Annotated in this window: 15 protein-coding genes; 6 read left to right on the top strand and 9 right to left on the bottom strand. The window is 62.8% G+C overall.

The window, feature by feature from the left end; genetic code table 11:
• Positions 1–61: 61 nt before the first annotated feature.
• Together OUZ30_RS02370 and OUZ30_RS02365 are read right to left on the bottom strand one after the other, a co-directional pair.
• Positions 62–1,201, bottom strand: a complete 1,140-nt coding sequence (locus OUZ30_RS02370) for a FecR family protein (RefSeq protein WP_266180565.1) — start codon at positions 1,199–1,201, stop codon at positions 62–64.
• Positions 1,194–1,709, bottom strand: a complete 516-nt coding sequence (locus OUZ30_RS02365; RefSeq protein WP_266180564.1) for an RNA polymerase sigma factor — start codon at positions 1,707–1,709, stop codon at positions 1,194–1,196. Before OUZ30_RS02365 ends, OUZ30_RS02370 begins: the two co-directional genes overlap by 8 nt.
• A gap of 403 nt (positions 1,710–2,112) precedes the next feature.
• On the opposite strand from OUZ30_RS02365, the gene OUZ30_RS02360 reads away from it, so the two are divergent.
• Entirely contained in the window at positions 2,113–3,582 is a 1,470-nt protein-coding gene (locus OUZ30_RS02360; protein ID WP_266180563.1) for a sensor histidine kinase, read from the top strand.
• A 121-nt stretch (positions 3,583–3,703) separates the two neighbouring features.
• Here OUZ30_RS02360 and OUZ30_RS02355 read toward each other — a convergent pair whose 3' ends face one another.
• The 5 genes from OUZ30_RS02355 to tsaD all read right to left on the bottom strand — a co-directional run bounded on the left by OUZ30_RS02355 (position 3,704) and on the right by tsaD (position 8,036).
• Positions 3,704–4,423, bottom strand: coding sequence for a response regulator transcription factor (locus OUZ30_RS02355; protein WP_266180562.1), 720 nt, complete (start codon positions 4,421–4,423; stop codon positions 3,704–3,706).
• A 732-nt stretch (positions 4,424–5,155) separates the two neighbouring features.
• A complete protein-coding gene (locus OUZ30_RS02350; protein ID WP_266180561.1) occupies positions 5,156–6,013 on the bottom strand; it encodes a DUF6159 family protein in 858 nt (285 codons plus the stop codon).
• 68 nt (positions 6,014–6,081) lie between these two features.
• Positions 6,082–6,564, bottom strand: coding sequence for a 2-amino-4-hydroxy-6-hydroxymethyldihydropteridine diphosphokinase (folK, locus tag OUZ30_RS02345; protein ID WP_266180560.1), 483 nt, complete (start codon positions 6,562–6,564; stop codon positions 6,082–6,084).
• Position 6,565: 1 nt separating this feature from the next.
• On the bottom strand, positions 6,566–6,922 hold the full coding sequence (gene folB / locus OUZ30_RS02340; protein ID WP_266180559.1) for a dihydroneopterin aldolase: 357 nt from the start codon (positions 6,920–6,922) through the stop codon (positions 6,566–6,568).
• Positions 6,923–6,956: 34 nt separating this feature from the next.
• A complete protein-coding gene (tsaD, locus tag OUZ30_RS02335) occupies positions 6,957–8,036 on the bottom strand; it encodes a tRNA (adenosine(37)-N6)-threonylcarbamoyltransferase complex transferase subunit TsaD (RefSeq protein WP_266180558.1) in 1,080 nt (359 codons plus the stop codon).
• A gap of 69 nt (positions 8,037–8,105) precedes the next feature.
• Between tsaD and rpsU the strand changes: the two genes are divergently transcribed.
• Positions 8,106–8,321: a 30S ribosomal protein S21 gene (gene rpsU / locus OUZ30_RS02330; protein WP_055999514.1), complete on the top strand. Its 216-nt coding sequence runs from the start codon at positions 8,106–8,108 to the stop codon at positions 8,319–8,321.
• Between the two features lie 166 nt (positions 8,322–8,487).
• Entirely contained in the window at positions 8,488–8,934 is a 447-nt protein-coding gene (locus tag OUZ30_RS02325) for a GatB/YqeY domain-containing protein (protein WP_266180557.1), read from the top strand.
• On the opposite strand, the gene OUZ30_RS02320 is transcribed toward OUZ30_RS02325, so the two are convergent.
• Positions 8,935–9,237, bottom strand: coding sequence for a hypothetical protein (locus tag OUZ30_RS02320; RefSeq protein WP_266180556.1), 303 nt, complete (start codon positions 9,235–9,237; stop codon positions 8,935–8,937).
• A gap of 150 nt (positions 9,238–9,387) precedes the next feature.
• Between OUZ30_RS02320 and OUZ30_RS02315 the strand changes: the two genes are divergently transcribed.
• The gene (locus OUZ30_RS02315) at positions 9,388–9,558 is read left to right on the top strand and encodes a DUF1328 domain-containing protein (protein WP_266180555.1); all 171 of its coding nucleotides are present in this window, start codon (positions 9,388–9,390) and stop codon (positions 9,556–9,558) included.
• A 3-nt stretch (positions 9,559–9,561) separates the two neighbouring features.
• Here the strand turns inward: OUZ30_RS02315 and OUZ30_RS02310 are convergent, their stop codons facing one another.
• Positions 9,562–10,218, bottom strand: coding sequence for a GNAT family N-acetyltransferase (locus OUZ30_RS02310; RefSeq protein WP_266180554.1), 657 nt, complete (start codon positions 10,216–10,218; stop codon positions 9,562–9,564).
• A 140-nt stretch (positions 10,219–10,358) separates the two neighbouring features.
• On the opposite strand from OUZ30_RS02310, the gene dnaG reads away from it, so the two are divergent.
• Together dnaG and OUZ30_RS02300 are read left to right on the top strand one after the other, a co-directional pair.
• Positions 10,359–12,095 carry a DNA primase gene (dnaG, locus tag OUZ30_RS02305; RefSeq protein WP_266180553.1) on the top strand — a complete coding sequence of 579 codons (1,737 nt, stop codon included), beginning with the start codon at positions 10,359–10,361 and terminating at the stop codon, positions 12,093–12,095.
• 143 nt (positions 12,096–12,238) lie between these two features.
• Entirely contained in the window at positions 12,239–12,868 is a 630-nt protein-coding gene (locus OUZ30_RS02300; protein WP_266180552.1) for a DedA family protein, read from the top strand.
• The last annotated feature ends 98 nt before the right edge of the window (positions 12,869–12,966 follow it).

The following is a 12,966-nucleotide window of genomic DNA, read 5'->3' as shown; positions in this document are numbered from 1 at the left end:
GATACCCATCTAAGAGTCAACTTGGCCACAACCGGGTACCGCTCATTCGATGAATTTTTTCTTACAGCCTTCCAGCCTGGACGGCGCCATGGCTCGACGAGGCGACGACGCGCACGCGCTCGCCATCCTGCTCGATGCGAACATCCGGCAGCGTCGCCAGGTAGGTGATGAATGCATGGGGGTTGTTGGCGTGAAAGACGCCGCTGATGCGCATACTGGCGATGCGCTCATCCTCTATCACCAGCGGCCGCGTGGTGTAAGCGTTGAATCGCCGCGCGACGTCCCCAACGGTTTCGCGATGGAAGCGAATATCTTCCGGCAACCAGGCCGTAGCCTGTTCTATCTTCGCCGCCTCGACCGTCCCCACACCGGAAGCGCTCAACTCGACCTGTTGGCCGGAAATCAGATCGGCCATTGCGTCGCCACCGATCAATGGAGCGTCCGTGCCGATCGCATCCTTACCCGTCCCCGTGCGCGATGCGAGCAAGACGCGGACTCGGCCACTGATGACCGTCAACGTGTCTCCTTCCGCATCACGATTGACATCGAAAACCGTGCCGATGTCCTGCAGCACATGTCCACCTACCCTCACGAACATCGGCCGAGCGGGATCCTTGCCGACGTCGAACAAGGCTTGGCCCCGAACTACCTCGATGCGCCGGTAGCGCGCGTCGAAATGGACATCGATACTGCTGCCCCGACCCATCTGGACCAGCGTTCCATCCGACAGCTTGACTGCCCGCACCGAGTCGGCACCTGCGACATAGCTCTGCGCCTCTACCTGGCGCAGCGTGTTCCAACGTGCCACGCCCAGCAACACCAGCAGCGCCACGGCAACCGCAGCGATGGCGCCGGCTGCCGGGCGCGTGAGGCGGCGGAGCCCGGATGAAGGTCGCACTGGGTCGCGAGGCGCATCGACGGCGACCTTCGGAAACATCACGACGGGATTCTCCCGGGCCGCCCGCTCTATCAGCGCACCCGCGCTATCCATCTGTAGCGACGCGGCAGCTTTGAGGTCCCCATGCATTTGTGCGATGGCCAAGTACTCAGCCACGTGTGCAGGCGATGCGCGCAGCCAGGCAAGAAATGCGGCGCGCTGGCGCTCACTGGGCTCATCCTGTTGTTCGAGATACCAGCTGGCAGCCTGCTCGGTGATTCGGCGCGCATGGTTCGCGTCTTCGAAATGCCTGGGCTTATTCATAGTCGGCCATCCTTTGCCGGCATGCCGCCAGTCCCTTCACGATGTATTTTTTCACCATGTGGGTAGATATCGATAGTCGCTCGGCAATTTCACGATACGACAGCTCATCACGATAGTGCAGTACGAGGACCGCCCTGCATTTTGGCGGAAGCCGTTCAATGAGATCGCCCAATCGTTGACGGCGCAACGCCCGGTCAAACTCAGCTTCGGCGCTGGAAGGCGCGCTCAGTCGCTCCATCACCTCGTCCAGGCCATCGCTGCCCACTGGCAACTGCTGTCGAAGCACAGCGTGCTCCTTGATCAGATTGGCGGCGACGGTGAAAAGATAGGCTTCAGGGTTGCGAATGCCCGCCGCGTCAGCAGGCTCGATGCGTAGCAGCCGCAGATACACTTCCTGCACCAGATCCTGAGCATCCCATCGATGCCTCACCCGGCGCAGAAAATAGCTGCTCAATGCTGCTCCCTTCTCCGCAAACAACGCAGACCACGCGCCTTGCTTTTCAGGCATCACGCCTCCTCCGGCAATCATCGCCGAAGCAGGCTTGCGGCAACTCGATGGCGTCAGAGCGTAGTGCGCGCTTGTGACTGCTTAGTGAAACAGGGACGAACACGCTAAAGTCCACGCCAGATCACAGAAAGCGATCCAGCCTCGACGATTCGTCACGTGCCCCCTTACCCACGGCTACGCGGCGATGACACGCAGGTGACATGCATGGGTATTTCGCGAAGCTAGAGGAACAGACTGTTCACCGTCACGCACAATAATTTCCCTCGACTTACAAAATCTCACCAATCAACATGTTTGCCTTGTGGATTCCTCTGCGTCATACGAACCAGCCATCACCTTGCTCTGGCCGCCGACAGCCTCCGGCCCATAACTACCCGAGCCAGCCTCGGCATCGAGAACTCCCATGTGGCAACGCTTGAAAGCCTGGCTGAGGCGCGTACCCATCAGCGACCCGGTTGACCGCCGCAATGCGGTCTTCATGCAATTGCTATTGGCCTACCAGGGCTTGCGAACGCCGCTGATCAAGATCTATTTGCTGGCCTCCGAATGGCAGTACATGACGACCGCCTTCTTCGAAAAGGCGGCCATGGGAAAGGGCGTTTCCATTGCGGTAGATCTGGGAACCGATCTGGCGATAACCGTGGCCGCCTGGTTAGGCGTCTATTTGATTCGCATCGGCAGGTTCCGGCAGGCCGTCAAGCAGTTCCTTGCCACCCAGCTGATCTCCGGCCTGGTCGCGTTTGCCGCGTTTGGCTACAAGGTGACTCCGGGCGATGCACTGTTGATCATGTCGCTCGCATTGGGCGGCCTGATGCTTGGGCGACGGGCGCTCTGGACCATCTATGTATCCATTCTGGTCATCCTTGCCGCAGGCATGACCACCGATTATCTGAACGGAACGGGTGATGCAAAGACGATCTTTTCCGCTTACCACCACCTGCTGTTCCACACATTCGGCTATGCACTGATTGCGATCATCCTCGATCGAAGTATCGGCGCCCTGCGCGAGGCGCTGGCCGAATCAGAGATGCGGGGACAAAAGCTGCAGCTCGAGATGCTGGAACGCGAGCGTACCCAGGAGCAGTTGCTTCACTCTCAAAAAATGGATGCCATCGGCCAGCTGGCCCAGGGGATCGCGCACGATTTCAATAACGTGCTCGGCATCGTCCTTGGTTTTGCCCGGGAGCGCCATCGCCTCGACGAACCAGAAGCGGAACGTGGAGTCGATGCGGTGGCGTTGGCTCATGCACTACTTGGCGTCGAGTTGGCGGCGAGACGTGCCGATTCCATCAGCCGAAAGCTGCTCAACTTCAGCCGCCGAGACACCACGCAAGTCGAGACTTTCGATGTAGTGGAGGCTGTCCAGGATCTGCAATCGATGCTGCGCCAGATGTTTCCATCTTCGGTGCATTTGGCCATCCAGGCCAACGAAGCCCCCCTGTATATCGAATTCGATCTCAGTCAGTTCGAACTGGCCATCTTGAACATAGCCTCCAACGCGCGTGACGCGATGCCAGAGGGAGGCCTGTTCGAGGTGATCGTCGCACCTTCGGATGCGGCCACCGTCAGCCTTACATTGCGAGACAACGGAATCGGCATGGCCGAGGAAATGAAGAAACGGATTTTCGAACCCTTCTTCACGACCAAGCCGGTCGGCAGCGGCACCGGCATAGGTCTTACCGTGGTCTACAATCTGATCCGCGCTGCGGGCGGAAGCATTGAGGTGGAGAGCCAGCCAGGTATTGGCACGGCGTTTCGAATTCAATTGCCGGTTGCCAGAGTCCCGGAGCAAGAGATGATCTTCATGGCATTAAAGGCTGGCATCCAGGTCAATAACATCGGGGTCACAACGGCATGGACGACCGCCCAGTAGGCGCATCGACTACCCGTTCGCGCCTCAGCGAGTCGGCTCCGCTCAGCAGGGACGTCACGGCGAGCCACGAGTCGAGCCCATCCCGCGCATATCATCGACGCGCGAAAGAACGTCCCATCGATCACATCAGCAAGAGAACGTAACCTTCGCCGTGCACGGCACTCAGCGGCAGAGGCACCTGCAGCACACGTTGTACCTTCTTGCGCAAGCGATGGATAAGCGAATCGAGGCGGTGCGGATCGAAGTCGTAGACGTTTGTTGTCAGCATCGCGATAAGCTCATCGCGGGATATCGCCTGATTGGGTTTTTTAAAAAGCTTGGAAAGCAAGCGCCCCTCGGTCCGGGTTAGCGCGACCACGCCGCCGGATGGAGACTGCAGGCACCACCCATCCGCATCCAAGCGCCACCGACCCAGGGTCGATTTCGGTCGCGAAGGGTGAAGACGGCGCGCGACGCTGTACAACGTGGCGGCAAGCAAATCGATGTCTACCGGCTTGGAGAGGTAAGCATCCGCCCCGCCCGTCAGGCCACGCACACGATCCGCCGTGGCACTGCGCCCGGTCAACATGACGATGCCAACATCGCCCAATTGAGCGCGAAGCGCGCCAATATGATCGAACCCGTCCGCATCGGGCAGCCCGACGTCAAGAAGCAGGATGTCCGGCCACTGGCTATGCGTGTACGGCACTGACGCCGCCAAACTGCCGACGGCCTCGACTTCGAAGCCAAATCGCTGCAACTGCGGCACCAGCACGTGATCCCTCAGCAGCTCGTCGTCTTCGAGCATCAGCACACGCAACGGGGCCTTGTCGGCCTTGATGGAAACATCGATCGATGTCATCACTGTCATCTTTTATGTGCGAGGTAGGCTGCCAGGGATTCAGGCCGAATAACGCGCTCCCGAGAAACGGCGTATAGATCCCCGACCGCCCATGCGCGGATCAAACTTACACGCTGCTGACGAAAGCGCCCGAGTACCTTGTTGGCGCCATCCATTATGGGAGGCTCCAGAGGGCCGGCGGTCTCCCTGACCAGGACCGATACTACTTTTGAATCAATTAAAGGTCGACTGGTACGCCCCGCTTTCGCAAATCGTCGGCATTCCCTGGTTATTCAGCTGCCTCCATCGTCATTGGCATAAGGCCGCCAGGGTGCCCATCCTGCCGCGCTGATTCGCGTCTTCACTCATTCTTGCTTGCGACAGCAGGGACGCAAGGGGGCGCGACGTATCGCACATGGTCACCAGAGTGGTCGATGTCCCGCGTATGTGGCGATGGCGCCACATGGCCATCAGCAGCGGATCGGCGTCCGCAGGCCGGAAGACTTGAGTTCACTGGCCGTGCCGCGCCGCGGGCACAGCGCGCAGCACGATGCGTCGCCGCGACGGCTCAGCTCGCCCACGAACGTAGCGAGCGCCGTGGTGCGGCGGCGTGACGCCTTGTTCATTCGTAATGGAGCAAATCACCCACCCCCAAGGTGGTCGAACGCCTTCGGTGTGAACGCCACATCCGCCCTCGCACACCCAACAGAAGGATTCGCTTCGGTCGCGAGGGAGGATGGGCCGTCCACCGAATTAGCTCTTCGGACGGAATGCCTGCTCGAGCAGCGCCTGGTCGAAGCCGTGACCGACCTGGCCCTCTTCGGCGTAGCGATACAACGCGGCCGCATAGATGCCCTGCAGCGAGGCCTGGATCAGGCCGAGCAGGGTCAGGCCGATCACGACGATCGCGACAGCCAACACGATCGCGACTGCCGATTGCAATGCGAAGGCGCCCATGAGCAGACATCCGGACACCAGGATCGCCAGGAACATCAGCAGGCCAAACACCACACCGAGGCCGGCGTTGCCGATGATGTTTTCGCCCCAGGTCTGCTGGAGCAGCTCGACGCTGCGCTTGACCGCATCGATCGGCCCCACTTCCTGACTGGCCAATACCGGCACCACCAGAAACGTGGCCACCGTCCATGCCAGGCCAAGGAAGCCGACCACCAGGCGGCCAATCAAACCCAGGCGCTCCTGCAGCGCGCGCAGCACCAGGCCTACCGTGGCTGCAATCAGCGCATAACCGAAAATGCTTGCCACGCGCTGACGCGCCAGCTCGAAGCCCGCCGAAAAACTGGCCGGCTCGCCGCGCAGATGCATCAAGGCGGCGCCCGCAAGCGCCGTGTTGAAGAAAATGATCACGAAGTACTGCACGAGGTAGAACAGGAACAACGCCACGTACCCGCCGGTGGACAGTGCGCGCTCATGCGATTCCAGGGCATGCCCGGAAGCCGCTACGGTCAGGCCGATGGGAATCAGAAAGCTGGCCGCTACCAGCAGGCAGCAGATGCCGGAAACCAGCGGAAACATCAACAGCGATTTGTCCGAACGCAACACTGCCGCGCTGGCCTTCATCAGGCTCCAGCTACGCGAAAAGCGACCTGCCATGAGCTACCCCCTTGTTGAGAACACGAGCGTTTTATCACCCGCTTCTTGCGGGCGACAGTGCATGGCGGCTACAACGGCTCGGGCGCCAGTGGTTCGCTCTCCAGCGGGAACGCGGCCCACAACGCCGCCATGGTGAGACCGCTGAGCGGATGCACCAGCGTGGGCGCGATATCCGCGATCGGCTTGAGCACGAACGCGTGCCGAAGTTCTTTACGCGGTATGTCCAGGTGCCCTTCGCCTTGTCGCACCAGATCGTCGTACAGCACGATATCGACGTCGAGCGTGCGGTCGGAGAAGCGCGGCACATCGCGTCGCCGATCGTGGCGATCCTCGAGCGCGTGCAGCCAGTCGTTCAACGCCTCCGGCGAAAGGTCGGTATCCATGCCCACGGCAAGATTGACGAAATCGGCGCCATCGAAGCCAACGGATTTGCTGCGATAAGCCGGCGAGACCGCCAGCTCGCCGAAGCGGACGCGCAACTCGTCGAGTGCATCGTTGAGGTACCGCTTTGGCTCGAGATTGGAGCCCAGGCTCAGATAGACACGCGCCATCCTAAGGCCGCGTACCACGCTCGATGCGCACGCCCACCGCTTTAGCACCGCGCACCGCGCCGGGCTTGGACAGCTTGAGCCGCACCCACGACACGCCGAACTCTTCGCGGATGATCGCGGCGCAGCGTTCGGCCAACGTCTCCACCAGGCCGAAGCTCGAGGCGCTGACGTAGTCGATCAGACGCTTGGAAACGTCCTTGTAGTTGAGCGTGAGTGCGATGTCGTCACTCGCGGCGGGTACGCTGTTGTCGAACGCCATCTCGATATCGAACGACAGCGTCTGGCGCACGCGCCGCTCCCAGTCGTAGATGCCGATCACGGCGTCGATGCGCAGGTCTTCGATGAAAACGATATCCATGCCGATAGGGTAGCGGATGGAGCCGTCGAACGAATCACTTCGCCGGCGGCAGGGTTTCCAGATCCCAGCGCGGGAACACCTGCACGGAGGCGTCCTGATGCTGTCCGGCAGCAAGCCGGATCGCACCCGCCAGCGCAATCATCGCGCCGTTGTCGGTGCAGAAATCCAGGCGCGGGAAATACACCTTGAAACCTTCCTTGTCACCCACCGTTGCCAGTTCCGCCCGCAGGCGCTTGTTGGCGCCCACGCCACCGGCGATCACCAGTCGCTTCGCACCGCTGGCCTGCAGCGCACGCCGGCACTTGATGATCATGGTGTCGACAATGGCTTCCTCGAAGCCACGCGCGATGTCGGCACGGGTCTGCTCGCTATGGTCCGAGTTCTGCCAGGCCAGCAGCACCTGGGTCTTCAGGCCGGAGAAGCTGAAATCCAGGCCGGGGCGATCGGTCATCGGGCGCGCGAAGCGGAACAAGCCAGGACGCCCCTGCTCCGCCAGCCTGGCCAGGGCCGGGCCACCCGGATAAGGCAGGCCCATCATCTTGGCGGTCTTGTCGAAGGCTTCGCCTGCGGCGTCGTCCAGCGTATCGCCCAGGATGCGGTACTCGCCGATGGCCTTCACCTGGACCAGCATCGAATGGCCGCCGGAGACCAGCAAGGCCACGAAAGGCGGCTCCGGCGGGTTGTCTTCCAGCAGCGGGGCCAACAAGTGACCCTCCATGTGATGTACGCCGATCGCGGGCACGCCCAAGGCCCATGCCATGGCGCGGGCGGCCGAGGCCCCCACCAGCAGGGCACCCACCAGACCAGGCCCAGCGGTGTACGCTACGCCCCCTAGGTCGGCCGGAGTCAGGCCCGCTTCTGCCAGCGCCTCGCGCACCAAGGGCAGCAGTTTGCGCACGTGATCGCGGCTGGCCAGCTCAGGCACTACGCCACCGTAGTCGGCGTGCAGCTTGATCTGGCTGTAGAGAGTGTGTGAAAGCAGGCCGCGTCCAGGCGCGTCCGGCTCCCAGCGCAGCAAGGCGACGCCGGTTTCGTCACAGGATGTCTCGATGCCCAGGACAGGTCTGGTAACCGGCTTGGTCGACTGGGGCTTTGAAATTGTTGTCGTTTCCACGTTATACTTCGCGGCTCACCGTATTCAAACGGCTCGTTAGTGCGAGCCAGTCTAACACTTGGAGTTTCCATGCCCAGCGTAAAAGTCCGCGAGAACGAGCCTTTCGAGCTTGCCCTGCGCCGCTTCAAGCGCACCTGCGAAAAGGCCGGCGTTCTGGCCGAGACCCGCAAGCGCGAGTTCTACGAGAAGCCGACCCAGGAGCGTAAGCGCAAGCGCGCTGCCGCCGTGAAGCGTCATCTGCGCCGTCTTTCGCGCGACGTCTCCCGCAAGACCCGGATGTACTGAGTCCGTCGTCCGCTTCGTGCGGACGGCTGGTCGCGGGTACTTCGCGGTACCGTGACCCGGGTTGCCCGGCAGCTGGCGCGTCCATTCGCTGCCGCTGCCTACTAGCCTTGCACCGGCCGGCGTTGCCTTGAGCAGCGCCGGTTTTGTGTGTTTCCGAGGAAAAGTCATGCCCCTCAAGCAGCAGCTCACCGAAGACATGAAGACCGCCATGCGTGGCGGCGAGAAGCATCGCCTGGGCGTGATCCGCCTGATGCTGGCAGCGATCAAACAGCGTGAAGTGGACGAACGCATCGAGCTGGACGATGTCCAGACCCTGTCCGTGCTGGAGAAAATGCTCAAGCAGCGCAAGGACTCGGTGACCCAGTTCGTGGCCGCCAACCGCGAGGATCTGGCCGAAGTCGAGCGCGCCGAGATGGTGATCATCGAAGCCTACCTGCCAGCCAAGCTCAGCGACGACGAAGTCGACGCGCTGATCACCGCCGCCATCGCCGTGACCGGCGCCAGCTCCGCCCGCGATATGGGCAAGGTGGTGGCCGCCGTGAAGGAAAAGGCCGCCGGCCGCGCCGATATGGGCGTGGTATCGGGCCGCATCAAGGCGCGCCTGGCGGGCTGATCACACCGCTTTCACGCGCAGCCAAAGCCACAGTGCCATGAGCCATACGATCACCGCGGCCATGAACAGCCCGGTGATCTGTCGACGTTTGCGCAAGCGCAACCAGCTGGGCCGGTCCAGGTAATAGCGCCCGCCCCCCGGACAGCGCAGCACGGCCCGCCCCACCAGCTGATACCAGGCCATATCCGGCTTGAGGCCCCATTCCCCCGCCGTGCGGGCCGATGCCGAACCGGTGGCCCCGGCCCGCTCGAAGCTGCGCACGATCGCGCCCTGCCTGCGCATCACCAGCGCGGTAAGAAACATGGCCTACTCCTGCTGCACCGAGGTGGCAGCTTGCCCGGCCTCGCCGGCGGCAAACAAGTCCTCGCTGCATCCTCTTCACACTCCGGCCTCTAAAACCGGGCATGTCGTCAGTGCCAACGCTGGCCGCCTGCAACCGCAAGGGAGTGACGCATGCTCAAGTGGGCCATCATCTTCTTCATCATTTCGCTGCTCGCCGGCTGGATGGGCTTCGGCCGGGTATCCGGCGCCGCCGCCACCATCGCCAAGGTGCTGTTCGCGGTCTTCGTGATCCTGTTCCTGTTTGCGCTGCTGGTGATGATCGGCTTGATCAAGGCCATCTGAGACTCAGTCGATCACGCGTTCCATGCGCCGATGGTCGGGCACGCGCACCTGCGCATTGGCCAGGCGTGAACGGCGCTCGCTCACCACCTTGAAGCCCGCACGCCGATAAAGCGCCTCGGCCCGCGGATTGCTCGCCGCCACATCCAGAACGACGCGCCGCCTGCCCGCCTCTCGCGCCGCGCCCACCAGCTGGTCGATGAGGGCGCGGCCAACGCCATGTCCACGCAGCTCCGGCACCACGGCGAGGTGGGCGAGGTAGTGCATGTCGCCCTCGGGTGGGCGGATCAGCGACTCCACCCTAAGCCCGCGCGCAATCACGGCTGCGCCGTGTCGCATGCCGTAGTGAGAGAGGATCTGCCGCGCGGCCGCGAGCGTGAACGGCCACTTGGTGTTCGCCCCGTAACCGGCGCCCACGGCCACGACCCGATCATGGACGACACCCACCCAGTGGTTGCGCCAGCCAAACTCGCCCGCGCCGTCGACAAAGCACCGCTGCAGGAAGGACTCGGCTGCGCCGTCGCCATCCGCGGCAAACACATAGTCGAATGCGGCCGGCCCCGAGCTATAGATCAAGGGCACCGCCACCGCCGCATCGTCGGGACGCGCAGGACGAAACTGCACCCGCAAGCCCGGCCTTGCCGTTCCAAGGATATGTCCCATGACCGCCCCCAAAGCCCTCAGGCTCCCCTGCCCGCAGCATAGGGCAACGCAAGAGGGCACGCAGGGGGCGTCCCGACGCGTATGCGGGCATTCGCGGCCACAGCACGAATAAGCGTCACACCCTCTACACTAAAGGACTAATGCGCGGACGTATCCCTGACAGTTTCATCGACGAGCTGCTTGCTCGCGTCGACATCGTCGACGTGATCGAGCGGCGCGTGCCGCTGAAGAAGGCCGGCCGCGAATGGACCGCCTGCTGTCCGTTCCACAACGAGCGTTCGCCGTCGTTCTACGTCAGCCCGGCCAAGCAGTTTTTTCATTGCTTTGGTTGTGGCGCCCACGGCAGCGCGCTGAAATTCCTGATGGACTACGAGCGCCTGGAGTTCCCGGATGCCGTCGAGGAACTGGCGCAATCCGTCGGCCTCAGCGTGCCGCGCGAAGGCGGCAACGACCACGCCCCGCGCGAAGACAAGACCGACCTCTACGCCCTGCTCGATGCCGCCGCGCGCTGGTACGAAAACGAGCTGCCCAAGAACGCAGAGGCGCAGGCCTACTGCCGCAAGCGCGGGCTCGATGAGGACACCATCAAGCGCTTTCGCATCGGCTGGGCGCCGGCGGGATTCGATGGCGTGATCAAGGCGCTGGGCAGCAATGATCGCCGCATGCAGCTGCTCAATGAAGCCGGCATGGTGGCCAGCAATGAACGCGGACACCGCTACGACCGCTTCCGCGAGCGCGTGATGTTCCCCATCCTGGACCGCCGCGGCCGCGTGATCGCCTTCGGTGGGCGGGTGCTGAGTTCGGATCAAGGTCCAAAATACCTCAACTCCCCCGAGACACCCCTGTTCCACAAGGGCCGCGAGCTGTTCGCGCTGTGGCAGGTGAAGCAGGCCAATCCGAGCCTGGCACGCATCGTCGTGGTCGAAGGCTATATGGATGTCATCGCTTTGCATCAGGCCGGCCTGCCCATCGCGGTGGCCACCCTGGGCACGGCGACCACGCCCGAACATACCGAAGTGCTGTTCCGCGCCGCGCCGGACGTGGTGTTTTGTTTCGATGGCGACCGCGCGGGTCGCGCCGCAGCGTGGAAGGCGCTGGAGGCTGCGCTGCCGCGCATCCGTGATGGACGCCAGGCGTATTTCCTGTTCCTGCCCGATGGCGAAGACCCGGACACGCTGATCCGCAAGGAGGGCAAGGACGGCTTTGAAAAGCGCATGAAAGCGGCCACCCCCCTGTCCGAATACTTCTTCAACGAGCTGGCGCATGACGTGGACACCGCCAGCCTCGATGGCCGCGCACGCTTGGCCGAGCGCGCGCGCCCCTTGATTGCCAAGCTACCGGATGGCGCCTTCCGCGATCTGATGGCCCAGGAACTGGAGAAGCGCACTGGGGCACGTGCCGTGCTCGAGGCCGATCCTGCCGCCCGACGCCCGGTGCAGCGTCCCATCGTGGTGCAGCGCTCGCTGGTGCGCAGTGCGATCGCACTCTTGCTGGCGCAGCCAGGCATAGCCGACCAAGTGGAACGTCCCTACGGCTTCCTGCGCCTGGAAAAGCCGGGGGTCGAATTGCTGGCCGAATTGATCGACCTGGCGCGCTCGCGCCCCGGCATCAACCCGGCCATGCTGGTAGAGCACTTTGCCGAGCGTCCTGAATATCCGTCGCTGCAAAAGCTGATGGCCGCGATGGTGGTGGGTGAACCCGAAGCACAACGCGCCGAATTCTTTGGTGCTTTGCAGCGCATGGAACAGCAGATCATCACGCAGCGGCGTGAATGGCTCACTGCCAAGAGCCGCGACGGCACGCTGGACAGCGCCGAAAAAGCCGAGTTACGCGAACTGCTGGCGGCGCGCGTCCCACCCGCCGCGCCCGCGCACTGAACGGTTTCACTCGCGTCATCGCGGGCTTGGCACGGGCATAGACAATGCTTCAAGAGTGCGTTGCCGCAAGCGTAGGGACGCCTTGGTGTGGGATCATCGGCCACACCCTCACGGCATGGGCGACCACCCTGGCATGGATGTAGATGGAACTGCTTGAACGACTGATAACCGTGTTCGCCGAGAACGGCTACTTCGCGGTGTTCATCGCGTTGCTGCTGTGCGGTGCGGGCGTGCCTTTGCCCGAAGACATCACCCTGGTCGCCGGCGGCGTGATCGCGGGCCTTGGCTATGCGAACGTGCACAGGATGTTTGCGGTGGCCATGGTCGGCGTACTGGCCGGCGACTCCGCCATGTTCCTGCTTGGCCATCACTACGGCGCGCGCATCCTGCAGTGGCGACTAGTCGCCCGCGTGCTGACGCCGGAACGCTACGCCAAGGTGCAGCAAAAATTCGAGCGCTACGGCAACCGGCTGATGTTCTTTGCGCGTTTCCTGCCCGGCATGCGCACCGCGGTCTATATCACGGCCGGTTCCACGCATCGGGTGTCGTTCCTGCGCTTTTTCCTGCTCGATGGCCTGGCCGCGTTGATCAGCGTGCCGATCTGGGTCTATCTCGGCTATTTCGGCGCCGATAATCACGAATGGCTGGCTAAATGGATACGCCGCGGCCAGAACGGGCTATGGGTGCTCACGGGTATCGTCATCGTGGCCGTCGTGGTGCTCTGGTGGCGGCACAAGCGCCGGGCCTCCTGTGCATCGTCTGATGCGCCCTGACGCAGTCGACACGGCACATCCAAGTCCCTCGATAGCGAACAGCAGGACTGACGTCACCGCTTCCCCACGATCATTTCGGTCTATGCAGGCACGATGGT

The sequence above is a fragment of the Dyella humicola genome (assembly GCF_026283945.1).
Classification (GTDB): domain Bacteria; phylum Pseudomonadota; class Gammaproteobacteria; order Xanthomonadales; family Rhodanobacteraceae; genus Dyella; species Dyella humicola.
This window is presented reverse-complemented; position numbering and strand designations above follow the sequence as displayed.